This is a genomic window from Achromobacter sp. UBA4530, assembly GCF_002388205.1.
Lineage (GTDB): Bacteria > Pseudomonadota > Gammaproteobacteria > Burkholderiales > Burkholderiaceae_B > Achromobacter > Achromobacter animicus.
Window position 1 is genome coordinate 69235 of the sequence record NZ_DGMA01000008.1, and the last position, 22548, is coordinate 91782.

At 66.9% G+C, this 22548-nt stretch carries 22 protein-coding genes; 7 read left to right on the forward strand and 15 right to left on the reverse strand.

Annotated elements, in window-relative coordinates; genetic code table 11:
• Positions 1–43: 43 nt before the first annotated feature.
• On the reverse strand, positions 44–736 hold the full coding sequence (locus B2W22_RS07175; RefSeq protein WP_175183622.1) for an HAD-IA family hydrolase: 693 nt from the start codon (positions 734–736) through the stop codon (positions 44–46).
• 188 nt (positions 737–924) lie between these two features.
• Between B2W22_RS07175 and B2W22_RS07180 the strand changes: the two genes are divergently transcribed.
• Positions 925–1440, forward strand: coding sequence for a helix-turn-helix transcriptional regulator (locus B2W22_RS07180; protein WP_286936886.1), 516 nt, complete (start codon positions 925–927; stop codon positions 1438–1440).
• Positions 1437–1853 carry a VOC family protein gene (locus B2W22_RS07185; protein ID WP_286936888.1) on the forward strand — a complete coding sequence of 139 codons (417 nt, stop codon included), beginning with the start codon at positions 1437–1439 and terminating at the stop codon, positions 1851–1853. The genes B2W22_RS07180 and B2W22_RS07185 overlap by 4 nt, the downstream gene beginning before the upstream one ends.
• 28 nt (positions 1854–1881) lie before the next feature.
• Here the strand turns inward: B2W22_RS07185 and B2W22_RS07190 are convergent, their stop codons facing one another.
• From B2W22_RS07190 to araD, 3 genes are all read right to left on the reverse strand, one after another.
• A complete protein-coding gene (locus B2W22_RS07190; RefSeq protein ID WP_286936890.1) occupies positions 1882–2871 on the reverse strand; it encodes a Bug family tripartite tricarboxylate transporter substrate binding protein in 990 nt (329 codons plus the stop codon).
• A 62-nt stretch (positions 2872–2933) separates the two neighbouring features.
• Positions 2934–3644 (reverse strand): ribonuclease activity regulator RraA, encoded by a 711-nt coding sequence (locus B2W22_RS07195; protein ID WP_056561707.1) that lies wholly within the window; start codon positions 3642–3644, stop codon positions 2934–2936.
• A 51-nt stretch (positions 3645–3695) separates the two neighbouring features.
• Entirely contained in the window at positions 3696–5429 is a 1734-nt protein-coding gene (gene araD, locus B2W22_RS07200) for an L-arabinonate dehydratase (RefSeq protein WP_175183625.1), read from the reverse strand.
• A gap of 137 nt (positions 5430–5566) precedes the next feature.
• On the opposite strand from araD, the gene B2W22_RS07205 reads away from it, so the two are divergent.
• Entirely contained in the window at positions 5567–6256 is a 690-nt protein-coding gene (locus tag B2W22_RS07205) for a GntR family transcriptional regulator (protein ID WP_175121319.1), read from the forward strand.
• A gap of 89 nt (positions 6257–6345) precedes the next feature.
• On the opposite strand, the gene B2W22_RS07210 is transcribed toward B2W22_RS07205, so the two are convergent.
• Complete coding sequence (locus tag B2W22_RS07210; RefSeq protein WP_175121318.1) at positions 6346–7764, reverse strand: hypothetical protein; 1419 nt, start codon at positions 7762–7764, stop codon at positions 6346–6348.
• Between the two features lie 150 nt (positions 7765–7914).
• Here B2W22_RS07210 and B2W22_RS07215 point away from each other — a divergent pair, with 150 nt between their 5' ends.
• Positions 7915–8376, forward strand: coding sequence for a surface-adhesin E family protein (locus tag B2W22_RS07215; protein ID WP_175183627.1), 462 nt, complete (start codon positions 7915–7917; stop codon positions 8374–8376).
• 31 nt (positions 8377–8407) lie between these two features.
• On the opposite strand, the gene B2W22_RS07220 is transcribed toward B2W22_RS07215, so the two are convergent.
• The 5 genes from B2W22_RS07220 to B2W22_RS07240 are packed head-to-tail and all read right to left on the reverse strand — an operon-like array spanning position 8408 to position 12951.
• Positions 8408–9190: an ABC transporter permease gene (locus B2W22_RS07220; RefSeq protein ID WP_414631947.1), complete on the reverse strand. Its 783-nt coding sequence runs from the start codon at positions 9188–9190 to the stop codon at positions 8408–8410.
• 53 nt (positions 9191–9243) lie between these two features.
• Entirely contained in the window at positions 9244–10434 is a 1191-nt protein-coding gene (locus B2W22_RS07225) for an ABC transporter substrate-binding protein (protein WP_286936893.1), read from the reverse strand.
• 23 nt (positions 10435–10457) lie between these two features.
• Positions 10458–11255, reverse strand: coding sequence for an ABC transporter ATP-binding protein (locus B2W22_RS07230; RefSeq protein ID WP_286936895.1), 798 nt, complete (start codon positions 11253–11255; stop codon positions 10458–10460).
• Positions 11252–12340: an acyl-CoA dehydrogenase family protein gene (locus B2W22_RS07235; RefSeq protein WP_414631948.1), complete on the reverse strand. Its 1089-nt coding sequence runs from the start codon at positions 12338–12340 to the stop codon at positions 11252–11254. The genes B2W22_RS07230 and B2W22_RS07235 overlap by 4 nt, the downstream gene beginning before the upstream one ends.
• Before the next feature lie 53 nt (positions 12341–12393).
• Positions 12394–12951: a carboxymuconolactone decarboxylase family protein gene (locus B2W22_RS07240; protein WP_175183631.1), complete on the reverse strand. Its 558-nt coding sequence runs from the start codon at positions 12949–12951 to the stop codon at positions 12394–12396.
• Positions 12952–13085: 134 nt separating this feature from the next.
• Here B2W22_RS07240 and B2W22_RS07245 point away from each other — a divergent pair, with 134 nt between their 5' ends.
• Positions 13086–14015 (forward strand): AraC family transcriptional regulator, encoded by a 930-nt coding sequence (locus B2W22_RS07245; protein ID WP_286936899.1) that lies wholly within the window; start codon positions 13086–13088, stop codon positions 14013–14015.
• Positions 14016–14052: 37 nt separating this feature from the next.
• Here B2W22_RS07245 and B2W22_RS07250 read toward each other — a convergent pair whose 3' ends face one another.
• Together B2W22_RS07250 and B2W22_RS07255 are read right to left on the reverse strand one after the other, a co-directional pair.
• Positions 14053–15348 (reverse strand): O-acetylhomoserine aminocarboxypropyltransferase/cysteine synthase family protein, encoded by a 1296-nt coding sequence (locus tag B2W22_RS07250; RefSeq protein ID WP_175121311.1) that lies wholly within the window; start codon positions 15346–15348, stop codon positions 14053–14055.
• Between the two features lie 36 nt (positions 15349–15384).
• Complete coding sequence (locus tag B2W22_RS07255) at positions 15385–16524, reverse strand: aminotransferase class V-fold PLP-dependent enzyme (protein WP_286936901.1); 1140 nt, start codon at positions 16522–16524, stop codon at positions 15385–15387.
• A gap of 168 nt (positions 16525–16692) precedes the next feature.
• On the opposite strand from B2W22_RS07255, the gene B2W22_RS07260 reads away from it, so the two are divergent.
• Together B2W22_RS07260 and B2W22_RS07265 are read left to right on the forward strand one after the other, a co-directional pair.
• Positions 16693–17715, forward strand: a complete 1023-nt coding sequence (locus B2W22_RS07260) for an amino acid ABC transporter substrate-binding protein (RefSeq protein WP_175136329.1) — start codon at positions 16693–16695, stop codon at positions 17713–17715.
• Positions 17716–17919: 204 nt separating this feature from the next.
• Positions 17920–20118 carry an ABC transporter permease subunit gene (locus B2W22_RS07265; RefSeq protein ID WP_286936903.1) on the forward strand — a complete coding sequence of 733 codons (2199 nt, stop codon included), beginning with the start codon at positions 17920–17922 and terminating at the stop codon, positions 20116–20118.
• Between the two features lie 42 nt (positions 20119–20160).
• On the opposite strand, the gene ubiT is transcribed toward B2W22_RS07265, so the two are convergent.
• Genes ubiT through ubiU form a run of 3 tightly spaced genes read right to left on the reverse strand, consistent with a single transcriptional unit; the run spans position 20161 to position 22531 of the window.
• The gene (ubiT, locus tag B2W22_RS07270) at positions 20161–20628 is read right to left on the reverse strand and encodes a ubiquinone anaerobic biosynthesis accessory factor UbiT (RefSeq protein WP_286936904.1); all 468 of its coding nucleotides are present in this window, start codon (positions 20626–20628) and stop codon (positions 20161–20163) included.
• The gene (locus tag B2W22_RS07275) at positions 20625–21524 is read right to left on the reverse strand and encodes a U32 family peptidase (RefSeq protein ID WP_254594112.1); all 900 of its coding nucleotides are present in this window, start codon (positions 21522–21524) and stop codon (positions 20625–20627) included. The genes ubiT and B2W22_RS07275 overlap by 4 nt, the downstream gene beginning before the upstream one ends.
• Positions 21515–22531 (reverse strand): ubiquinone anaerobic biosynthesis protein UbiU, encoded by a 1017-nt coding sequence (gene ubiU, locus B2W22_RS07280; RefSeq protein ID WP_286936906.1) that lies wholly within the window; start codon positions 22529–22531, stop codon positions 21515–21517. Before ubiU ends, B2W22_RS07275 begins: the two co-directional genes overlap by 10 nt.
• Positions 22532–22548: the final 17 nt, after the last annotated feature.

The following is a 22548-nucleotide window of genomic DNA, read 5'->3' on the forward strand; positions in this document are numbered from 1 at the left end:
GGTGCTACTCCTTTAACACGCCGCGCGCCGTCAGCGCGCCGGCCTATGGAGAGTCCAGCAACGCCGCGCAGGCTTCCGCCAGGTCGCCGAAGTCATGCAGGAGCACGTCCGGCGCAAGGTCCGCGGCAGGGATTTCCGTATACCCAAAGTCGACCAGCACCAGCGGCGTGCCCGCCCCGCGCGCGGCGCCCGCATCGGTGTCGGCATCACCCACCATGACGGTGCGAGCCAGATTGCCACCCACGGCCTGCACGGCTTCGATCAAATGTGCGGGATTGGGCTTGGCCGCAGACACCGCGTCGATGCCTACCACGCCGTCGAACAAACCTGACATATGAAGCTTGGTCAGAAGGCTGCGCGACAGACCGGTGGGCTTGTTGGTGCACACGACCAATGTGGCGCCCGCCGAGCGGAGCGTTTTCAGGGCGTCTATCGCCCCGGGGAACGGCCGAGTCTCGTCTGCAATATGGTCACTGTAGTAGGCGATGAAGCCGCCAAATAGCGCGGCCGCGCGCGCCGCCGGTTCGGGCTCGCCAGCGCTTGTCAGCCCGAACTCCAACAACCACCGGGCGCCTCGGCTGACAAATGGCCGGCCCCGCTCGTAGGGCAAGGGCTGATAGCCGTGCGCGATCAGCACGGCATTTACCGATCCGATCAGGTCGGGGGCAGACTCGACCAGCGTTCCGTCGAGGTCGAAAGCGATGGTGGCCCCTTCCAGGGCGAGGAGATCGGTCATGAACGGCAGCTCCGCTTCGGGTCTGGCGGTCAACCTGACCCAAATACATAGCTTAGCGCTGAGCGGCCCCGCCCACACTACCGCCGTAACCCCCCCCACGCCGCCAGATGTCCGCATGGACAACCATGGTCGGAACCTCAGGCGCGAGCTCGATACACTAGCCGCGTATCCGCCCTCATCCGCCGATCATGCCCGCTCTCGATCCTCATAGATCCCGCCACGTGGACGATGCCCTGCTGGACCCTGCGCTCCTGCGCCGCCTGTTGCGCGCAAAGGATCTGATGGACGCCGCGTCGCACGAGGCCTGGCCCGTCAGCCGGCTGGCCGAAGTCGGCGGCGTTTCGCCTGCCTATTTCGCCCGCTCATTCAAACGGGCGTTCGGGATGCCGCCTCATCGTTATCTGGTGACCCGTCGCATCGAACGCGCCGTCACGTTGCTGCGTGACACCGGCATGAACATCACGGACATCGCCTTTGCGACCGGCTGGGAAAGCCTGGGCACGTTCGGCCGCACCTTCCACGACATCACCGGATGCAGCCCCGGCGCCATGCGGGGCGACCAGCAGCGTGCCGCACGGTGTCCCGCCATTCCCGTCTGTGTGCTGCAAGCCGTCCAGCGTCCTAATCTGGCCACCGCAGTTTTGGAGAAGCGCCGCCTCGCCGGCAACGCTACAGTGCGGCCACCCACCAAGGAGAAATCATGACCGAAGGCGTCAATGTCGCAGGCATATACGTGGAAGACCAGGACGAAGCGCTGGCCTTTTACGTGGACAAACTGGGGTTTCGCGTACATACGGACGTGCGCAACGGATCCTACCGCTGGCTCACGATCCAGCATCCCGAGCAGCCGTCGTTCCAGCTTGGCCTGTTCCGGTCGGGTCCGCCCATCCACGACGAAGCCACCGCGCAGACCTTGCGCGCCATGGTTGCCAAGGGCGCGATGCCGCCCTTGGTGTTGTCGGTGGCCGATTGCCGCGCCAGCCATGCCCGCCTGAAGGCGCTTGGCGTGGAGTTCACCCAGGAGCCCGTGGACAGGTACGGAAGCGTCGACGCGGGCTTTCGGGACCCGTCGGGCAATGGGTGGAAGATGATCCAATCGCCAACGCGCGCCGCCTGAACGCGGCGCGCGTTCGCAAGACGTCCTGCTATTCCACCGATGCCCCCGACTTCTTCACCACTTCCGCCCAGCGCGGAATCTCGGTCGCCATCAGCTCCCGAAGCTCGTCCGGTGTGCTGCCGACCAGTTCCATGCCCATGGTCTTGCCCAGCTTTTCCTGCACGTCGGGCTCTTTCAGGATCAGGGCGATCTCGGCGGCCAGCTTGTCCAGAATGGGCCTGGGCGTGCCCTTGGGCGCGTACACCGCCTGCCAGGACGCCATCTGGAAGCCCGGCACGCCTGCTTCCTGCATGGTCGGGACCTCGGGCGCGAGGGCGATGCGGTCCTTGGTGGTGACGGCCAGCAGCTTGAGCTTGCCGGTCTGCAGCAGCGGCAGCGCCGCCGTCATCTGGTCGAACATGAACGTCACCGCGCCGGACGAGACATCCACCATGGCGGGCGGCGTGCCCTTGTACGGCACGTGGGTGAGCGGCACGCCGATCATGCCGGCGAACAGCTCACCGGCCAGGTGCGTCGAGGTTCCGGCCCCGGAGGACGCGAACGTGCGCTTGGTGGGGTCGCGCTTGAGCAGCGCGATCAGGTCGGCCACCGAGTTCACGCCCAGATTCGGATCCACCAGCAGCACGTTGGGCAGGAAGGCGATCAGCGACACCGGCTCGAAGTCTTTTACCGGGTCGTACTTCAGGTTCTTGTACAAGCTGGCGTTGATGGCATGGGTGCTGATCGTGCCACCGAACAAGGTGTAGCCATCGGGCGGCGCCTTGGCGACGTAGGTGGCGCCGATGCCGCCGGCGGCGCCCGGCTTGTTTTCCACGACGACGTTCTGTTTCAGGCGGTCGCCCAACTTCTGGGCCAGCACCCGGCCCACCACGTCGGTCGAACCGCCCACGGTGAACGGCACCACATAGGAAATCGGCTTTTGCGTGGGCCAGTCGGCCGCGCTGGCGGGCAACGCCAGCGTCCCGAAGACCGCGCCGGCCAGAAGCGCGGCAAGCGCGCCACGTCGTTGCGTGTTCATGAGTTGTCTCCTGCCTTGTTTTATAGGTATGTGTGGGGTGCCGGTCGTGCCGGCGGCAAGGCTCAGCGGCCCTGTTCTTTGCGCCAGGCGGCGAATTTGTCCTTCGTGCCCGGATCGGTCGGCGGGTACAGGCCCAGGATGGACGCGCCGCCTTGCACCTGGCTGGTCACGAAATCCTCGAAGGCGGTCATCTCGACGGCTTCCAGCGCGATCTCGTCAGCCAGGTGCGCCGGAATCACCACCACGCCTTCCCGGTCGCCCACGACGATGTCGCCCGGCCACACGGCCACGTCGCCGCAGCCGATGGGCGCATTGATGTCCAGCGCCTGATGCAACGTCAGGTTGGTGGGTGCGGACGGACGCTGGTGATAGGCGGGAAAGCCCATCTCGGCAATTTCGGGGGAATCGCGAAAACCCCCGTCGGTGACCACGCCCGCCACGCCACGCTTCATCAGGCGGGTGACCAGAATGGAGCCTGCGGACGCGGCGCGCGCATCCTTGCGGCTGTCGATGACGAAGACCGCGCCTTCCGGGCAGGTCTCAACCGCGGCGCGTTGCGGATGCGCGCGGTCTTCGAACACCTTGATCGTGTTCAGGTCTTCGCGCGCGGGGATGTACCGCAGCGTGAAGGCCGGGCCGACCATGTTGGGCAGGTTGGCGTTCAACGGGCGCACGTCCTGGATGAACTGGTTGCGCAGGCCGCGTTTGAACAGGGCCGTGCACAGGGTGGCGGTGCTGACGCCGGCCAGCCGGGCGCGGGTTTCGGGATTCATTTGGGACACGATGGCTCCGGGTATTGGATCGGGGATCTAAAAATGGCGGATTCAGAAAATGGCGGGCTCGGGCACGGGCGCGCCGAATTCCGTTTCCAGAAAGTCCAGGTCGCAGCCGTCGTTGGCCTGCAGGATGTGCTTGGAATACATCCAGCCGTAACCACGCTCGTAGCGCTTGGGCGGCGGCGTCCAGGCGGCGCGGCGCGCGGCCATTTCCTCGTCGCTGATGTTCAGGTTGATGGTGCGGGCGGGCACGTCCACGGTGATCGTGTCGCCAGTCTTGACCAGCGCCAGCGGGCCGCCGATGTAGCTTTCGGGCGCGACGTGCAGGATGCAGGCGCCGTAGCTCGTGCCGCTCATGCGGGCATCCGACAGGCGCAGCATGTCGCGCACGCCCTGCTTGACCAGCTTGGTCGGGATCGGCAGCATGCCCCACTCCGGCATGCCGGGACCGCCCTGCGGACCGGCATTGCGCAGGATCATGATGTGGTCGGCGGTGACGTCCAGGTTCTCGTCCTCGACGGCGGCCTTCATGCTGGGATAGTCGTCAAAGACCAGCGCAGGGCCGGTGTGCCGCAGGTACTGCGGGGCGCACGCGCTGGGCTTGATGACGCAGCCGTCCGGCGCGATGTTGCCGCGCAGCACGGCCAACGCACCTTCGTCGTAGATCGCCTCGTCAAGCTTGCGGATGACGTCGTCGTTGTAGACCTCGGCGCCCGCAATGTTCTCGCCCAGCGTCTTGCCGGTAACCGTCATGGCGGACAGGTCGAGGTGGGCATCCTGCAACCGCGACATCAGCGCCGGCAGGCCGCCCGCGTAGTAGAAGTCTTCCATAAGGTAGGTGTCGCCGCTGGGCCGGATGTTGGCGATGACGGGCACCTTGCGGCTGGCCGCGTCGAAATCGTCCAGGCCCACCGCGCAGCCCGCCCGGCGCGACATGGCGACCAGGTGGATGATGGCGTTGGTGGAACAGCCCATCGCCATGGCGACGTTGATGGCGTTCTTGAACGACGCCACGCTCAGGATGCGCTGCGGTGTCAGGTCGTCCCAGACCATCTCGACCACACGCCGGCCGCACTCGGCCGACATGCGCATGTGGTTCACATCCGCAGCAGGGATGGACGAGGCGCCGGGCAGCGTCATGCCAATGGCCTCGGCGATGGCGGTCATGGTGCTGGCGGTGCCCATCGTCATGCAGGTGCCGTAGCTGCGGGCGATGCCGCCCTCCACTTCCGTCCACTGTTCCTGCGTGATCTTGCCGGCGCGGCGTTCGTCCCAGAGCTTCCAGGCGTCCGACCCGGAACCCAGGATCTTGCCCTTCCAGTTGCCGCGCAACATGGGGCCGGCGGGCACGTAGACGCACGGCAGGCCGGCGCTGATGGCGCCCATGATGAGCCCGGGCGTGGTCTTGTCGCAGCCGCCCATCAGGACGGCCCCGTCCACCGGGTGGCTGCGCAACAGCTCCTCGGTCTCCATGGCCAAAAAGTTGCGGTACAGCATGGTGGTCGGTTTGACGAAAGACTCCGACACGGAGATCGCGGGCAGCTCCACCGGAAAACCGCCCGCCTGGAACACACCGCGCTTCACGTCTTCGACGCGCTGCTTGAAATGGCTGTGACAGGGGTTCAGGTCGGACCAGGTGTTGATGATGGCAATGACGGGGCGGCCGGCCCAATCGTCGGGGCCGTAGCCCATCTGCATCATGCGGGAACGGTGGCCGAAGGAGCGCAGATCGTCCTTGGCCATCCAGGCAGCGCTGCGCAAGCTTTCGTAGGTGCGTTTCATGGGGATACGAGGGATGCGGAGTAAGAGTCACAGCATTTAAACACTAATACATTAGTGCGTCAGCTAGGTGAAAACCCGCTACACTGCGGCATTCGCCATCCGCCCATTCCTGCGCGGAACCTCGACATGTTTACTCGATGCAAAGCCAGAAGCTCAGACTGGATCGCTCCCGCCACGCGGCCCCACAGGTTTTCGAACACCTGCGGCGCCAGATCATTTCGCTCGAACTCGTACCTGGCGCACCGCTATCGCGCGTCACCCTGGCCGAATGCTACGGTCTGAGCCAGACGCCCATCCGCGATGCGCTCATGCGGCTGGCCGAGGAAGCCCTGGTCGAAATCTATCCGCAGCACACCACGGTGGTCAGCCGCGTCGACATCGCGGCCGCCCGGCAGGCGCATTTCCTGCGCCGCTCGCTGGAACTGGAAATCGTCCATCTGCTCGCGCAGCGGCCTGACCCGATGCTGCTCCAGCGTCTGCAGGCCTCCATCGACCTGCAGCGCGCCGCCCACGCCACCGGCGAATACCAGCAATTCATCAACGCGGACCAGGCGTTTCACCGCGACATGCACGAAGCCGCCGGCGTGGCCAGCTTGTGGGAAATGGCGCAGCGCTACAGCGGCCACCTGGATCGGCTGCGGCGGTTGCATCTGCCGGAAGCCGGCAAGGCGGAACGCATCCTGGACGATCATCAGCGGCTGGTGGACGCCATCGCCGCGCAGGATCCTGCCCGGGCGCAACAGGTGCTGCGCGAGCATCTGTCGGGCACGCTCAGCCAGGTGGCTGAAATCTGCAAGCGTTATCCGGAATATGTGGTGACCGATTAGCCGAGGGGCGCGCTGCGGCTGAAGGATGAACCGACGGCCGATTGGCGGACGCCTGCTGGCGAATGGGGCGGCGTGCCGCTATCGCGGACTCAATCCAGCGGATACCGCTGAATGACGGTCTTGCCGTTGCGTTCCGCAAGCGACAGCAAGGCGTCGCCGGTCTGGTCCAGGCCCAGCAGCCCGCGCTCCTGCTCGTGCGACAACTGGAATGGCCGCCAGGACCTGCCCTTGTCGCGGCTGTAGAAGTAGGTTTTCGTGTATTCGTTGCCCGAGAACAGCTGTTCGGCGTAGGTCTTGATGACCCACGCATTGCGCCCGAACCACGCCTGCCCGATCCACGACGCCGCGCCGCGCACGTTCGGCGAGCGTGATCGCTTCACCCAGGCCATGCCGGTCTTGTCCAGTTGGTAGATGGTGTCGCCTTCGGTTTCGAAGACGGGCTGATCGCGCGTCAGCAGCGCATGGGCGTCCTGGGCGGGCACCCGGGCAACGTCCGGCGTAATGCGGAACGCGGGCGACGCGCCTTCCTGGAATTGCACTTCAAAGCGGCGCGTCTCGATCAATTCGGGCGCGTCCTGCCCTTCAGGCCGCACGCGGGTGCGCCAGCTCCAGCCCACCGCGCGCGTGTCGTCCAGCGGGTAGAGCGACCAGCCATAGCCCAATTGCTCCGTGCCGTACGCCTTGCGATCCCGCTCCGCTATCTCGGCGAACTTGCGCTCGAACGCGGCCGAATCCGGCCACACCTGTTCTTTCAGCCGCGTCGCCGACCAGTGCTTGGCGCCGTCGCAGCTATGCAGCAGGCGCACGCCGGTCTCGTGGTTTTCCAGGGCAATCGCCAGCCGGTCGGTGAGAAAGGCCGTGTGCAGCTGCGGCACGCCCAGCGTCACGTCGGGATCGTACGTCCACGTGACGCCCAGGTCGTCGGAACGCAGCGCATCCCAGGCCGCGGGCTGATCGCCTTCGCCCGGACTGCGCAGGGTGCTGGTGATCAGGTACAGCGGCTCACCGCCGGGCGCACCGATCAACGTTACGCCGGTATCGCCGCTGATGGAGCCCAGCAGCTCGAATACGCCAGTGCCCCGTCCTCCGTAGATCAGGTTGCGCGCATCGGTGGTGGACCGGCCGGTCTGCAGCATGGTCAGGGCCAGATCGCCGTGGCCATGCGCCATGGCGGTGATGGCGCCGGTCTGGGCGAGCTGGATCCGCTGCTTTTGCAGCCTGTCTTTCAGCGCCGGGATCTGCGTGTCCAGCACGGGCGCCTGCGCCAAGCCGTCAATGTCCTTGGCGGTGACCAGAAGCTGGCCGGTCAGCAATTGGCGTTCGCCGTAACGCTGGATGGCAACGCGCGAGTAAGACGCCAGCGCCGGGCCATTGAGTTCACCCACGACCTCGCTGCGCGGCAGCGGATCGCCCATCGGGATGATCTGGTAGATGCCGCGCGCCAGCACGGCGGCGGTGATGACCGCCAAGCCAGCGGCCACGAGTCTGATGGTCTTGGGTCCAGGCATGCCGGGCATAATGCCAGCCCCCCACGCCGCCAGCCACATTTATCGAACGGACGGAACTATAGCGCGTTGCGCCCGGTTCTCTATACTGGCGTAACGCATGCTCACGTCTTACCGGACGCGCGCCCCTGCCCCGACACCACGGAATCGCCCATGACCGCAAGGCCCCCTTCTGCCCTCCTCGCCCTGGCCCTGTTTGTCGGGGCGAGCGGGGGCCCGATGGCGCATGGCGCCGCCGCCAACGATCCGGCCTGGGTGCCGGTCGACCCGCAGACGATGCCGGGCGTGTTCTACGACAGCAATTCCATCCGCACCGTGTCCGAAAGTCCAACGGTACGCGCCGTGACGGTGGCCTGGTTCTACGCGCAGCCGCGCATCTCCGAGGCCAATGGCCAACCCTACGGCTCGGTGACCCAGCCGGTGACGCTGAACTGCGCCGCCGACACCTATACCGTCACCCAGGTTCTTCACCACGCGGGCAACGACGCCACCGGGGCGATCGTGGAGTCCATCCCGGTGGCGGGCATCCGCAACGCGCCCGTCACCCGCGACCCCGTGCAGCGGCGCCTGCGGGACCTGGTGTGCGCGGCAAACGGCAAAAGCGCGCGCAAGTAGCGGGTGGCAAAGGGGTAGCCACCCCGGGTCGCTACTGGCCGCGCCAGTAGCGGTACAACGCCCGGGCGCCGGCGTCCAGCAGGAACCCCAGCACGCCGATCATCAGCACCATCGCCATCAGTTCCGAATACGCCAGCCGGTCGCGCGTGTCCAGGATGAAATACCCCATGCCGGCCGACACGCCCAGCATTTCGCACGGGACCAGCACGATCCACAGGATGCCGATCGCCAACCGCACGCCGGTCAGGATGTGGCCCATCACGCCGGGCAGGATGACGCTGCGCAGCGTCTCCCAGCGGGTCGCTGCCACGCTCTGCGCCAATTGCAGCCAGCGCGGATCAAGCTGCTGCACGCCGGCACCCGTGTTCAGCACGATCGGCCAGACCGCCGCGAAGGCCAGCAGGAAGTAAACGGGATCGTCCCCGACGCCAAACACCATGACCGCGATCGGCATCCACGACAGCGGCGAGATCATGCGCAGGAATTGCATGGCGGGCGATGCGGCCGCCTCCAGCCGGCGCCAGCTGCCGATCGCCAGGCCCAGCGGCACGCCGATCGCCAAGGCCAGCCCCAAGCCCACCGCGATGCGCCGCAGGCTGACCAGGATGTGGTGCGGCAGGTCCGAGCCGGACAGCAATTCGCCCAGGCTGACGAAGGTGGGTCCGGGCGCAAAGCGCCGGGCCATGCCGCCCGCCGGCGCCAGGACTTCCGTGCCCAGCCACCACAGCGCCAGCAGGAGCCCCAACCCGCCCAGGCCGAGCGCGTAGCGCGCGCCCAGACCCAGGCCAGCCGCCCTTGTGCGTCGGGAAGGCACCGCCGCCTGCCGCTGCACGTCGGGCGGTGCCTGTGCCACGGACTCGCGCCCCGTCACGCCTGCACCAGCTCGGTCCGGCTGTACGCGTCGGGAAAGCCGAAACGCGTCAGGCCACCGGCCGATTCGATTGCCCGCCGGACATAGCGATCGTCCACCAGTTCGGCCGCCGCACGCGCCGGATCCAGGTCGGCCAGGAATCCGCGGTCCGCCTCGATCAGCGTGTCGCGCAGCCGCCGCACCAGTTCCTCGGTGTAGCTGGGAAACGGATACGGCTGGAAGTCGATGCGGCGTTCGTCCCAATCGGCATGCCGGATCGCGCCGCTGGCCAGGTACTGCTCGCGGTCCTCGGGCGGCGGCGCCAGCACCTTGGACAACGCCGGCAGCGTGTGCGGGGTGTAGCGGTTGATGCCCTCCTTGGAGAGCAGCCGCGCCGTCTCGGCCCGGTTGTCGCGGATCCAGAGCTGCGCCTGCACGATGGCATCCACCACCTTCTGCGACCATTCCGGCCGCTGCGTCAGGTCCCGCTCGTGCATGAAGACGACGCAGCAAGCATGGTTGCGCCAGATGTCGCCGGTGAAGCGCAGCACCTTGCCCACGCCCAGGGTTTCAGCCGCCGCGTTGAACGGCTCGGCCACGATGTAGCCCGCAATGCGCTGCTGCGCCAAAGCGGGCGGCATGTCCGCGGGCGCCATGACGACCAGGTTCACTTCATTGGCGGCCGGCGCGCCGTCCTTGCGCGCCACCGGCGTCAGGCCGTTTTCGCGCAGCAGGTACTGCAGCATGACGTTGTGGATGGAATACCAGAACGGGATTGCCACCGTCTTGCCGCCCAGTTCCTTCACGCTGTTGACGGCGGGCGCGACGGTCAGGCCGGAGCCGCCAACGTGATTCCAGGCCACCACCTTGGCAGGCACCTTGCTGCCAAAGCGGGCCCACACCGTCATCGGCGACAGCAGATGCACCACGTTCACCTGGCCCGAGATGAAGGCTTCGATCACCTGCGCCCAACTGCGCAGCAGCACGGGCTTTTCGGCTTTGACGCCCGCCTTGTCGAACAAGCCATTGTTGTGCGCCACAAGCAGCGGCGCAGCGTCGGTGATGGGCAGGTAGCCGATGCGCACGGGCGCGTCCGGCTCGGACTGCGCACGGGCATTGAAGGCCGACAGCACAGATGCGGCGCCGCCGGCGGTCAGCAGGGCCGAGAGTTTCAACCAGTCGCGACGCGACATGTGTTCAAGGCACATCAGAAAGCTCCTAGCGAGGTGGGTCAGGCAGGCACGGCAGCGCCGCGCGAGGTCCGCAGCGCGGCGCGCAGGCGGGTAAGGATCTCCAGGCGCAGCGCGCCCATTTCCGGCAGCAGGTCGGCGCGCGGCTGCGGCAGGTCCACCTGCCACACACCCAAGATGCGGCCGGGCGCGCCGCCCAGCAGCACGATGCGGTCGGCCAGCAGCAGCGCTTCGTCGATGTCATGCGTGATCAGGACGGCCGCCGTCTGGAAGTCGGCCACCACCTTGCGCAGCAGCTCCTGCATTTCGCCGCGCGTGACCTCGTCCAGCGCGCCAAAGGGTTCGTCCAGCAGCAGCACCGACGGCTGACGCGCCAGGCACCGCGCCAGCGCCGTGCGCTGCGCCATGCCGCCCGACAATTGCGCCGGACGCAGATGCCGCGCATGGGCCAGTCCCACTTCGTCGATGGCCTGCGCCACGCGCGCGCGGCGCTGCGCATCCGTCAGCGCCGGCTGATGCTTGAAGTCCAGTCCGAAGGAAACATTGCGTTCCAGCGACAGCCAGGGCAACAGGCTCGGATCCTGAAACGCCACCGCCACGCGCGGGTGCACGCCGGTGAGCGGCGCGCCTTCCATCAGCAGCGTCCCCGCGGTGGCGGGCTGCAGGCCGGCCAGGACGCGCAACAGGCTGGATTTGCCCGCACCGCTGGCGCCCAGCACCGCGACCACTTCGCCGCGCGCTAGATCCAGGTCGACGCCGTCAAAGACGGCGCCGTCCGCGCCGGGGTAGCGCAACGCCAGGCCCCGGGCCTGCAACACCGGCAGCGGCACCGCCGTCATGAGGCGGCCTGCGCGGCGAGCCGGGCCTGGCGCTTGGCCAGTTCGGTCTTCAACTGCACCAGGCTCGGCGTGACGATGGGAAGGAACGCCGCCTCGCGCCAGCGCCGCGCAAAGCCGGCGCCACCAGGCTTCAGGTAGGCCGCGCCGCCGCTGGCTTGCAGTTCAAGCTGCACCGCCGCGTTCGCCACGTCTGCAAGCGCAATGCGGATTTCGAACAAGGCCCACGGTTCGGCTACAAAACGCTGACTGCGCACGCCTGCAATCAGTCCGGCCGTCAGGTCCTCGAGTTGCGCCGACAGCGCCTGCAACGGTTGGCCCAGGATGCCGCGCGACGCCTGGCCCTGCCCCGCTTGCCCGGCCGCCTGCAAGGCCCTGCGGGCCAGGCCAATTGACAGGCCGCATTGCAGGCCGGCGAACGCCGGACGCGCGCCCGGCAGATACTGCCGCGCGTCGGCGTGGATCAGCCATTCAGGACCGATGCGCACGCCGCGCACATCCAGCGCAGCGGTGTTGCTGGACTGCAGCGCCAGCAGCGACAGGTCCACGCTGCGTTCCAGTCCGGCAATATCGTGCGGCAGCGCGACGACCGCGGGCGTGCCGTCGGGCGCAGTGACGGCCGCCGCGACGAGAAAGCCCTGCGGCCGCAGATTCGTCACCCAGGGCATGCGGCCGTCCAGCGTCCACTGTCCGTCGACATCGCGTGCCGTGATCTGCAGCGACTCGATGCCGCTCAGGAACTTCATGGCGTTGGACAGCGCGGTGGCGCCCGCCAGTTCACCGGCAAGCAACGGCGCGAGCCAGCGCTCGGCCAGCGCCGCGTTGGGGCTGGTCAGCAGATACTCGATGAAGACGCGCTGGCCCCACGCGACGAACGCGCTGGCGACCGAGCGTTCAGCTACCTGCGACACCGCCTCGATCGCATCGCCGATATCGGTGCCGGCCAGGCCGCCCTGCGCCTCGGGCACGCCGATGCGGAACAGTCCCGCCGACGCCAGCCGCGGCAGCACCGTGGCGGCGTCAAGGCTGCCGTCGTCCAGCGCCTCGGCATGTTGCGTAAGCCAATCTTGCAGGTCCTGCGGCAGGATCGCGCCGCCGGCCAGGTCGGTCGCGTCAGGATGCCGGGTCGCGGTCTGCGCCGTCATTGCGCGCCGCTCCAGGCGTATTCGCTCAGTTGTTCGTTCAAGGGGGTCTGCGCCAGGTTGTTGGCAAAGTTGCAGATCGTGGCCAGGCCTACGCCCAGAATCACCTCGAGCGCATTGCCCTCGGTGAAGCCCGCATCGCGCAAGGCCTCGAGTTCCGCGTCGTCGACCCGGCCGCGCGTGCGGATCACCGCTTGCGTAAATGCCGCCAGCGCCTGCAAGCGCGCGTCGGGCAGCGTGCCCTGCGCGCGCAGCGCGTCCACGACTTCGGGAGACAGCTTGGCCTTGTTGCGCGCCAGCGCGGTGTGGCCCGCCACGCAGAAGGTGCAGCCGTGCAGCGTGCCGGCAACCAGTTGCACGACCTCGCGCTCCTGCAGCGTCAAGCCGGCGCGCGCGTTGATCTGCGACAGCGTCTGGTAGGCCTCGAGCGCGGCGGGCGCGCTGGCCAGCACGCCCAGCAGGTTGGACAGATACCCTGCACCCTTCTCGGCTGCGGCCAACGCCGCCTGGGTGGGTTCGGGCGCGCTTTGCGCGGTGTGCACGGTCAGACGGGCCATGAAGATCTCCATTGGACTATCGATTGAAAACACCATTTTGCGTGCAGCGCCCCGCAAGCGACAATGCACGAGGATCGCAACTTGATGCTAGATCTTATCGACTTTCAGCTATGCGCTTATAACCGAACGCCACCTTGACCCTCGATTCCGCCCTCACCGATCAAGCCGCCGTGGACGCCGTGCTGCTCTCCAGCCTGGAGGTGCAATCCAGTCTTTATCACCTGGGCCAATACTGCGGCAACTGGACCGCCAGCACCAGCGGGCGCGCCCGCGCCAGTTTTCACCTGATCCTGCACGGCCGTTGCCGCGCGGACATTGCATCGCGCCAGGAATCGCACACATTGGCGGCGGGCGACGGCATCTTCTTCCTGCGAGACATCGCTCATGTGTTGACGCCCCTGCAGCCGTCCGCCAGCATCGGCGCCGTGTGCGGCCCGATGCAACCGCTATCGCCGCGTCAGTCCGACGGCACGGGCCTTGCCTGCGGGTTCTTCCAGTTTCGCCCGGGGCTCGCCGATTTGCTGGCCGACACCCTGCCCGACTATCTGCTGCTGCGCGCGGACGACGACCGCTTTCGCGCCGCACGCGGTGTGTTCGACCTGATCCTGGACGAAACCGCAAGGGAGCCATCCGCCTCGCCCGTCGTGCTGGAACGGCTGACGGACCTGCTGATCTTCTTCATGCTGCGCCACCTGGCGATTCAGGACCGCCAGGCGCACGGCCTTTTCGTGCTGGCGCGCGATCCGGCAATGGCCGGACTGCTGCAGGCGATACTGGCCGAGCCCGCCGCGCCCTGGAGCATGCAGGACATGGCGGACCGCGTCCACATGTCCAAGGCCACCTTCCACCGCCGCTTCACGCTGCAAAGCGGCACCACGCCCGCGCAGCTATTGCAGTTGCTGCGTATGCGTGTGGCGCGGCGGCTGCTGGATCAGGGCATGGGCATCCAGGAGGCCGCCGAACGCGTGGGGTATCAGTCCCAGGCCGCCTTCAGCCGGGTGTTCCAGCGCACGGAAGGCATGGCGCCGTCCGCCTTGCGACGGCGCCGGCCCGCATCGGTCTGATCGGATTCCAGCCCGGTGCGGCCGTCGGCCCGCGCGCTTACACCTGTGCCAGCGCCTGCTCCAGATCGGCGATCAGGTCGTCGATGTGCTCGATGCCGATGGACAGGCGCACGGTTTCCTCGCGCACGCCGGCCTTTTTCAGTTCCTCGGCGTTCAATTGGCGGTGCGTGGTGGATGCCGGGTGCGTTGCCAACGACTTGGAGTCGCCGATGTTGACGAGACGCGTGAAGAGCTGCAGCGCGTCCTGGAAGCGCGCGCCCGCGTCGCGGCCGCCCTTCACGCCGAACGTAAAGAGTCCCGGCACCTTGCCGCCCAGGTACTTCTTGGCCAGCGCATGGTCCGGATGATTCGGCAGGCCCGCGTAATTCACCCATTCCACCTTCGGGTGCTCGCGCAGGTAGCTGGCGATCTTGACTGCGTTTTCCACGATGCGGTCCACGCGCAGCGCCAGCGTCTCGATGCCTTGCAGGATCTGGAACGAATTGAACGGCGAGATCGCCGCGCCTGTGTTGCGCAGCGGCACCACGCGGGCACGGCCGATATACGCGGCGGGACCGAAGGCTTCGGTATAGACCACGCCGTGGTAGCTGACGTCCGGCTCATTCAGGCGCTTGAAGCGGGCCTTGTGCTCGGCCCACGGGAACTTGCCCGAGTCGATGATGGCGCCGCCCAGGCTGGTGCCGTGTCCGCCCAGATACTTGGTTAGCGACTGCACCACGATGTCGGCGCCGTGCTCGATGGGACGCAGCAGGTACGGCGACGGCACGGTGTTGTCGACGATCAGCGGCAGGCCGTGCCGGTGCGCGATCTCGGCCAACGCGCCGATGTCGGTGATATTGCCCAGAGGATTGCCGACCGATTCCGCGAAGATGGCCTTGGTGCGGTCGTCGATCTGCGCCTCGAAGGCGGCCAGATCGGACGGGTCGGCGAAACGCGTGGTGATGCCGTATTGCGGCAGCGTGTGCGCGAACAGGTTGTAAGTGCCGCCGTACAGCGTGCTGGACGAAATGATGTTGTCGCCCGCTTCGGCGATGGTGAGGATCGCGTACGTGACGGCGGCCTGGCCCGACGCCAGCGCCAACGCCGCAATGCCGCCTTCCAGGGCCGCCACGCGCTGCTCCAGCACGTCGGTGGTCGGATTCATGATGCGGGTGTAGATGTTGCCCGCGACCTTCAGATCGAAGAGGTCCGCGCCGTGCTGCGTGTCATCGAACGCATAGGCCACCGTCTGGTAGATGGGCACCGCCACCGCGCGTGTGGTCGGATCGGGGCGGTAGCCGCCATGAACGGCCACGGTTTCCAGGCGCCAGTTGGGCTTCTTCGCTTCAGTCATCAGTCTCTCCGGTCAATACGTGATTGAAAATTCAGATCAGGCCGCAAATGCGCGCGCGGCGCGCAGAATGCGTTCGATGTCTTCATGGTTGTTATAGGCGCCCACGGACAGGCGCACGTAACCATACTCCACGACGCTTGCGACGACACCGGCCTGCGTCAAATGCGCCAGCGCCGCCGCAGGATCCGCCACGCGCAGCGCCGTGGTGGTGCTGCGCACGTCATCACCCGGCGGCGACACGACTTGCGCGCCCAAGCTGCGCAGTCCGTCGCTCAGCGCCTGCGACAGTTCCAGCACCCAGGGCTCGATGCGCTCGGGCCGCGCCTGTTCGATCAGGTCCAGCGCGCCCGCCCAGCCGGCGATGCCGGGATAGTTCAGGTTGCCGGTCTCCAGCCGCCGCGCGTCATTGGCGTCCGACACCGCGGTCTGCCATTGCAGGCCGGACTTGTCCAGCGTGGTCACGCCAGACGGACCGATGTAGAACGGGTCAAGCGCATTGAGCAGCCGCGGCGACACATGCAGCAAGCCCACGCCAAGCGGACCCAGCATGCCCTTGTGCGCGCCGCACGCAAAGGCGTCGACGTGCCAGTCATCCACCTGCGCGCGCAGCAGGCCCGCACCCTGGATGCCGTCCACGACAAGCCAGATGCCGCGCTCCGCGCAGCGGCGCCCCAGCTCCTGGATGTCGGTGCGCAGCCCCGTGCCGTACTGCACCCACGACACCGCAATCAATCGCGTGCGGGCATCCACGTGCTGCCAGAGGTCATCGACCGTGAAGCGATGCGCGCGCGCCTGCGCCACGCGCACTTGTACGCCACGCCGGCGCAGATTGAGCCACGGCAAGGCGTTCGAGGGATGTTCCTGATCGTCGACGATCAGGTTGTCGCCCTCCTTCCAGGCCAGCCCCTGCGCGACCGTGTTCAACCCTTCGGTGGTGTTCTTGGTGAACGCCAGCCGGCGCGCGTCGCCGCCGATCAAACGGGCCAGCCGCACGCGCACGGCGTCGGCATCGCGCAGCCATTGCGGCTTGTCGCTGCGCGCATGCGTGATGCTGTCGAAAAAGCCCGCCACTGCGGATGACACATGCGGCGACAAGGGGCTGGTGTACGCGATGTTGGCGTAAGCCTTATCGCGCGTGATGGGAAACAGCTGTCTGAATTCGTCCTGCCAAGCCATGCGCAACCTACTCCGCCAGACCATCTGGCATGCGGGCATTCTAGGTATATGACGCGCATCTGGATAAGGCTTAGTTTTCATATTGATATGAGTATTAAGTCGCTCGGCAAACTGCTACGCGCCCATAGAATTCGTGCCTCTCTTGCACACAACAATCATGGGAACAGCATGCGTTTGAATCATCTATTCAAGGCCGCCGGCATTGCCGCCGCGATGGCGCTTGCCGGCGCATCGCAGGCCGGCACGGTGGACACCATCAAGAAGCGCGGTGAACTGGTGTGCGGTGTCAGCCAGGGGTCGGCAGGGTTGTCGATTGCCGACAAGCAAGGCCGCTGGACCGGCCTTGACGCCGACCTGTGCCGCGCGCTGGCCGCCGCCGTGCTGGGCGATCCGGAGAAGACCCGCTTCGTGCCGCTGAGCTCGCAGCAACGCTTTCCGGCACTGCAGTCCGGCGAGATCGACGTGCTGAACCGCAACACCACCATCACGTCGGGCCGCGACGCCGGACTGGGCATCGCGTCCGCCGGCATCGTGTTCTACGACGGCCAAGGCTTCCTGGTGCCGCGAAAGCTGGGCGTCAAGAGCGCCACCGAACTGGAAGGCGCGCAGGTCTGCGTGCAGCCCGGCACGGTGAATGAACAGAACCTGGTCGACTATTTCAAGAAGAACAAGCTCAGCTATCGCCCAGTCGTCATCGAAAACCTGGTCGAGCTGGAGCAGGCCTTTTACGCCGGCCGCTGCGACGTGTATCTGTCGGATGCGTCCACCCTCGCCGCCAGCCGCGCCGCCCGCGCCAGCAAGCCCGACGACTTCGTCATCCTGCCCGAGCGCATCAACAAGTCGCCGCTCGGCCCCTTCGTACGCCAGGACGACCCGAACTGGGCCGCCATCGTGCGCTGGACGGTCAACGCGCTGGTCGCCGCGGAAGAGTTGGGCATCACCGCTCAGAATGCCGACAGCCAGACGCAAAGCACCGACGCCCAGGTGCGCCGCCTGCTTGGCGTGGATCCCGGCATCGGCAAGAGCTTCGGCCTGGACGAAACGTGGGCCAGGCAGGCCATCAAGGCCGTGGGCAACTACGGCGAGGTGTGGGACCGCAACCTTGGAGCCGCCACGCCGCTCAAGCTGGAACGCGGCTTGAACGCGCAATGGAATAAGGGCGGTTTGTTGTATTCGCCGCCGTTTCAGTGATGCGCTTCGCTTGGTGCGAATCGCTTGGTGCGAATCGCTTCGTGAGAATCGCTTCGTGCGAATCGCTCGGTGCAGATCGCTTAGTGCAGATCGCTCGATGCAGATCGATTGATACGCATCGCCTGATGCGCATTTCTCGATGATTCGCGGGCGGGCCACCGGGTCCGCCCTTCTTCCTTTTTGATTGATGCCGCCCGGCCCGCCATGACTGCCACCTCGCTTCCTTTCCCGTTGACTGCCCCGTGGCGCCGCTGGCTGCCTGCGCTGGCGTGGATCCTGGGAGTGGGCGGCATGGCGGCCCTTTTGGTGCTGCACATCGAATCGGTGCAGGCCGCCCGAGGTATCCAGGGCGGGTTCGGCTTTCTCTTTCTGCCGGCGGGGTTCCGCATCTCCGAGAGCCTGCTCAACGTCACGCCGGAAGATCCTTACTGGATGTCCCTGGCCGCGGGACTGGTCAATACGCTGACCGTCGCCTTCGTGGCAATACCGCTGGCCACTGTCCTGGGCGTGGGGCTGGGATTTCTGGGGTTGTCGTCCAATCCGCTGGCGGCCCGCGTTGCCGCCCTGGTCATCGCACCGCTGCGCAACACGCCGGTGCTGTTGCAGCTTTTCGTCTGGTATGGCTTGCTGCTGCGGCTGCCGGATCTGCGTCAAGCCTGGTCGCCGCTGCCTTCCGTGCTGCTGTCCAATCGCGGGTTGGCCTTGCCTGCCTTGCATGGGTGGCTGCCTTATGCGGGCGTGGCGGTTGCTGCGCTGGCGGTGGCCGGGTACGCCCGCCGCCGTTGGCGCAGCACCGCGTCGCCCGCTTCGTCTGCCGCAGCATTGGCCGCAGTATTGGCTGCAACACTGGCCGCCGCGACGATCACCTGGGCGCTGTTGCCCCCCATGCAGATCGACCTGCCCGTCAAGCGCGGGCTCGGCTTGCAAGGCGGCTGGCAACCCAGCGTCGAATTTGCCGCGTTGACCCTCGGTCTCGTCGTCTTTCACGCCGCCTACATCGCCGACATCGTGCGCGGCGCGGTCCGTGCTGTTCCCGTGGGTCTGGTCGAAGCCGGCCAGGCCTTGGGCCTCACGCCCGTCAAGGTGCTGCGGCTGGTGATCGCGCCCTACGCCACGCGCGTCGCATTGCCGCCCTACGCCAACCAATGCCTGGCGCTCATCAAGAACAGCACGCTCGCCATCGCAATCGGCTACCAGGAGCTGATGGCCGTCATCAACACGGCCATCACGCAAACCGGGCTGGCGCTGGAAGGCATTGCGCTTGCCGTAAGCATCTACCTGACGCTGGCGCTCTGCCTGGGCGGCGGGCTCTCCGCGTGGAACGCGCGCAATACGCGGCACGGCCCCGGCGACACGCACGGCGCGCGCCTGGGTGACCGCGCATTCCGGGATGGCGCTGTTCGTAAGGCCAGGACCCTTCGGCGCAAAGCGATGTCGGCCGTGCTGACTTTGCTGCTGGCCGCCGTGGCCTGGTCACTGCTTGATTGGGCGGTGCTTCGTGCCGTGTGGTCAGGCGACCCGTTGGCCTGCGCAAATGCGGCCGGCGCCTGCTGGGCCGCCGTGCGCGAGAACCTGCCGTTGTTGTTCTACGGCACGATGTCCGACGAGCACCGGGGGCCCGCGCTGATCGCGTCCCTGGCCCTTCTGGCCGCCATCGCTGTCGCCCTGGGCGCGCGTCGCGTACCGGCGCGCACGCGTATCGTCTTGTTGACCGCGCTGTTTGCCATTGCCGTGGCCGCGCTGACCGGCTGGCCGTGGGGCGGCGATTTCATCGGACCGCAACGCTGGGGAGGACTGTTCGTCACGTTGATCCTGGCGATCGCCGCGCTGGTGGTGGCCGTGCCCCTGGCTTTCGCGCTGGCCCTGATTCGCCGGTCCGGCAGCCCCGCCGGTTCATTGGCCGCAGCCGGTCTGATCGAAGCGGTGCGCGGGGTGCCGCTGGTGACCCAGCTGCTGTTCGCGTCGTTTGTGCTGCCCATGTTGTTTGGCGGCGGCGTCTCCAAATTCAGCATGGCGCTGGCGGCGCTGACCCTGCATACCGCGTGTGTGCTGGCCGAAGTGCTGCGCGGCGCGTTGCAGGCGATTCCGCCCGGCCAGATGATGGCCGCACGCGCCTTGGGCATGCGGCCCGCGCTGGCCTATGCCTGCGTGATCTGGCCGCAGGCCCGTCGCATCGCCGCGCCAGCCGCGCTGGGCGTCTTTGTCGGCGCGGTCAAGGACACATCGCTGGTCAGCATCATCGGCGTGTTCGACGTGCTGGGCGCGGCCAAGGCGGTAGTCGCGGGCACCGATTGGCGGCCTTATCACGTCGAGGTGTATCTGGCGGTGGCGCTGTTGTATCTGGCCGCCAGCCTGGCGCTGTCGCGCGTCGCGCGCCGCATGGAGGGGCGCGCTGGAGAATGACGGGATGCCGAGCCGGGCAGAGAAACCGGCTCGGCAGAAAGATCAGCCGCCCGCCCCGCTCCCGATCCCACCACGCACCGCGCTAATGCGCTGAAGCCATGCCGGCCGCGGCGCGGCATCCAGCCAGTTTTTGACGATCAATCCCAGTTCCGTATCGCCAGCGATACGCAGACGGCGCTGAAAGAACAAGGTATCGGCATCCGTTTCCGCGCGCATGAGCGCCAGAAAGTCGGCCAGCTTCGCGCCAAGTTCCAGTTCGGCGGCGGCGGCTTGCGGCCCCTTGCTCCACAGCGGCCGGAAGGCGCCGTCGCGCACCACAAAGCTGCTGCGCAGCCCCAGGTCTTCGACGGTGATGGCAAAGGTGCGTCCGTTCAGTTCGGCGGGCGGTTCCAGCCACTTCAGGCGGCGGGCCAGTTCAAGTCCCGCGACAAAATGCAGGGACACGAAAGGTCCCGGCACGCGCTTGCCCAGCTTGGCCAGCATGGGCGGTAGAGTCAGGGGTGCGCTCATGCGGTGGCCTCCTGCAGGCCGATACCGGCCTGCCCGTAGTAGTAACCATTGCAGCGGCCAATGCCCGCGGGCGGCGAAACCGCATCGGGCTTGACGCCGCGGCGCGTGGCGTCAAGCGCGGCGATCGCTTCGAGTGTGCCCGCCGATTGCGGGCTGACACGCAGGACGTCGACGCCCATGCCCGCCAATTCCGGCGCTTCGGCCAACAGGTCCAGGCATGCGGCCGATTGCACCTGGATGCCATTGATACCAAGAAATTCGCGCGATTCGCGGGTGCGCATGTCCAGGCCGTCCGGATGCTCGATACAGCGAAAGCCGCAGTCGTCCTTTTTCAGGCGGAAGTGCCGCGCCGTGAAGCAGCGCGCCGAGAACGCCAGCGCCATCCTGCCCCACACCATGACTTCGGCCTGCATGCCGGCGGGACGCTCGCACAGCAGTCGTTCCAACGTAGGACCGTCCATTTCAAGTGGCGCGACAAAACGTACGGCGCCGCGGTTCGACAGCCAGGTCAGCGTGCCGCCGTGATAGGCATTGACGTGCGGGCCGGCAACAAAGCCGCGGCCGCTCAGATGGCGCACTGCGCCCAGTTCGCCGGCCTCGACCATGAAGTCCTGCTGTTCGCATAGCTTCTTCAAGGCGCTGGCCTCGGCCCCGGTCTCGATCAGCGTGCGGCCCGACAGCACCACGGTCTTGCCCACCGCGCGCAGATCACGCGCCAATTCAAGCCAGTCGTCGGCGCGCAGCTCGTGCCGCCGGCTACAGACCGTTTCGCCGATGTAGACGATGTCCGCCGGACTTTCGGCGACGGCGGCGTAGAAATCCATGGTGCGCTGGCGCGGCCAGTAGTACAGCAAGGGGCCGACGGAAATCTGAAAAGGGATTTGGGTCATTTCCATGGGCGTTCGAAAGCGCCTTGTGTGACTTGTGAACCCTCGGCATGGCGCGCCAGCATGGCGTTCCATTCGGGGCGCGGAGAAAAGCGCGACGCGTCCGCATGCACGCTGTCAAGCGCGGCGCGCAGCGTGGAAACCACCTGCGTGACATACGCCGGGCTGCGCTGGCGTCCTTCGATCTTGATGGCGGATACGCCCATTTCGGCCAGCTTGGGCAACAGGCCGATGGCGTTCAGACTGGTGGGTTCTTCCAGTGCGTGGTCGGCTTGGCCGTCCACTTCGAACCGGCCCTTGCACAGCGTGGGGTACGCGGCCGGTTCGCCGGGTTCGTAGCGGTCGATGAGAATGCCGGACAGGCGCGCATCCATGCGGCCGTCTTCTTCGACCCAGCGCACCGCGTGCGCGGGCGAACAGACGCCCTTGTTGTTGGGAGAGTCGCCAGTGGCGTATGACGACAGCAGGCAGCGGCCTTCCGCCATGACGCACAGGCTGCCAAAACCAAACACCTCGACCTCGACACTGACGTTGGCGCAGATGCGCGCAATTTCCGTCAGTGTCAGCACACGCGGCAACACCACGCGGCGGATGCCGAACTGTTCCTTCATGAGTTCGATGGCGTCGGTGTGGGTGGCCGAGCCCTGTACAGACAGATGCAGGCGCAGGTCCGGATAGCGGTCGCTGGCGTAGGTCAGGAGGCCCGGATCAGCCATGATGACGGCGTCGGCGCCGAGGTCGTGGGCGGCATCGACGGCGGCTTGCCATTCGGCCATGCGGCCGGCCTGCACAAACGTATTGATGGCGAACAGCACGTGCCGGTTGTGGCGATGCGCCAGTTCAACGCCTGCGCGGATGTCGGCTTCGGTGAAATTGAGCCCGGCAAAGTTGCGGGCGTTGGTGGCGTTCTTGAGCCCGAGATAGACGGTGTCGGCGCCCGCTTCAATCGCCGCTTTCAAGGCGGCCAGACTGCCTGCCGGGGCCACGAGCTCTATGGGAGAGGTTCGAGTTTGCATGACGGCCAGTCTATGGG

Bases quoted from the DNA above. Each gene is read 5' to 3' on its own strand.
- araD (WP_175183625.1), bottom strand. From the start codon at position 5,429: ATGAAACGCACCTACGAAAGCTTGCGCAGCGCTGCCTGGATGGCCAAG.
- B2W22_RS07250 (WP_175121311.1), bottom strand. From the start codon at position 15,348: ATGACTGAAGCGAAGAAGCCCAACTGGCGCCTGGAAACCGTGGCCGTT.
- B2W22_RS07230 (WP_286936895.1), bottom strand. From the start codon at position 11,255: ATGACGGCGGTGCCGCTGCCGGTGTTGCAGGCCCGGGGCCTGGCGTTG.
- B2W22_RS07195 (WP_056561707.1), bottom strand. From the start codon at position 3,644: ATGAATCCCGAAACCCGCGCCCGGCTGGCCGGCGTCAGCACCGCCACC.
- B2W22_RS07175 (WP_175183622.1), bottom strand. From the start codon at position 736: ATGACCGATCTCCTCGCCCTGGAAGGGGCCACCATCGCTTTCGACCTC.
- B2W22_RS07205 (WP_175121319.1), top strand. From the start codon at position 5,567: ATGCAAAGCCAGAAGCTCAGACTGGATCGCTCCCGCCACGCGGCCCCA.
- B2W22_RS07190 (WP_286936890.1), bottom strand. From the start codon at position 2,871: ATGAACACGCAACGACGTGGCGCGCTTGCCGCGCTTCTGGCCGGCGCG.
- B2W22_RS07215 (WP_175183627.1), top strand. From the start codon at position 7,915: ATGACCGCAAGGCCCCCTTCTGCCCTCCTCGCCCTGGCCCTGTTTGTC.
- B2W22_RS07185 (WP_286936888.1), top strand. From the start codon at position 1,437: ATGACCGAAGGCGTCAATGTCGCAGGCATATACGTGGAAGACCAGGAC.
- ubiT (WP_286936904.1), bottom strand. From the start codon at position 20,628: ATGAGCGCACCCCTGACTCTACCGCCCATGCTGGCCAAGCTGGGCAAG.
- B2W22_RS07265 (WP_286936903.1), top strand. From the start codon at position 17,920: ATGACTGCCACCTCGCTTCCTTTCCCGTTGACTGCCCCGTGGCGCCGC.
- ubiU (WP_286936906.1), bottom strand. From the start codon at position 22,531: ATGCAAACTCGAACCTCTCCCATAGAGCTCGTGGCCCCGGCAGGCAGT.
- B2W22_RS07255 (WP_286936901.1), bottom strand. From the start codon at position 16,524: ATGGCTTGGCAGGACGAATTCAGACAGCTGTTTCCCATCACGCGCGAT.
- B2W22_RS07180 (WP_286936886.1), top strand. From the start codon at position 925: ATGCCCGCTCTCGATCCTCATAGATCCCGCCACGTGGACGATGCCCTG.
- B2W22_RS07260 (WP_175136329.1), top strand. From the start codon at position 16,693: ATGCGTTTGAATCATCTATTCAAGGCCGCCGGCATTGCCGCCGCGATG.
- B2W22_RS07275 (WP_254594112.1), bottom strand. From the start codon at position 21,524: ATGGAAATGACCCAAATCCCTTTTCAGATTTCCGTCGGCCCCTTGCTG.
- B2W22_RS07210 (WP_175121318.1), bottom strand. From the start codon at position 7,764: ATGCCTGGACCCAAGACCATCAGACTCGTGGCCGCTGGCTTGGCGGTC.
- B2W22_RS07225 (WP_286936893.1), bottom strand. From the start codon at position 10,434: ATGTGCCTTGAACACATGTCGCGTCGCGACTGGTTGAAACTCTCGGCC.
- B2W22_RS07240 (WP_175183631.1), bottom strand. From the start codon at position 12,951: ATGGCCCGTCTGACCGTGCACACCGCGCAAAGCGCGCCCGAACCCACC.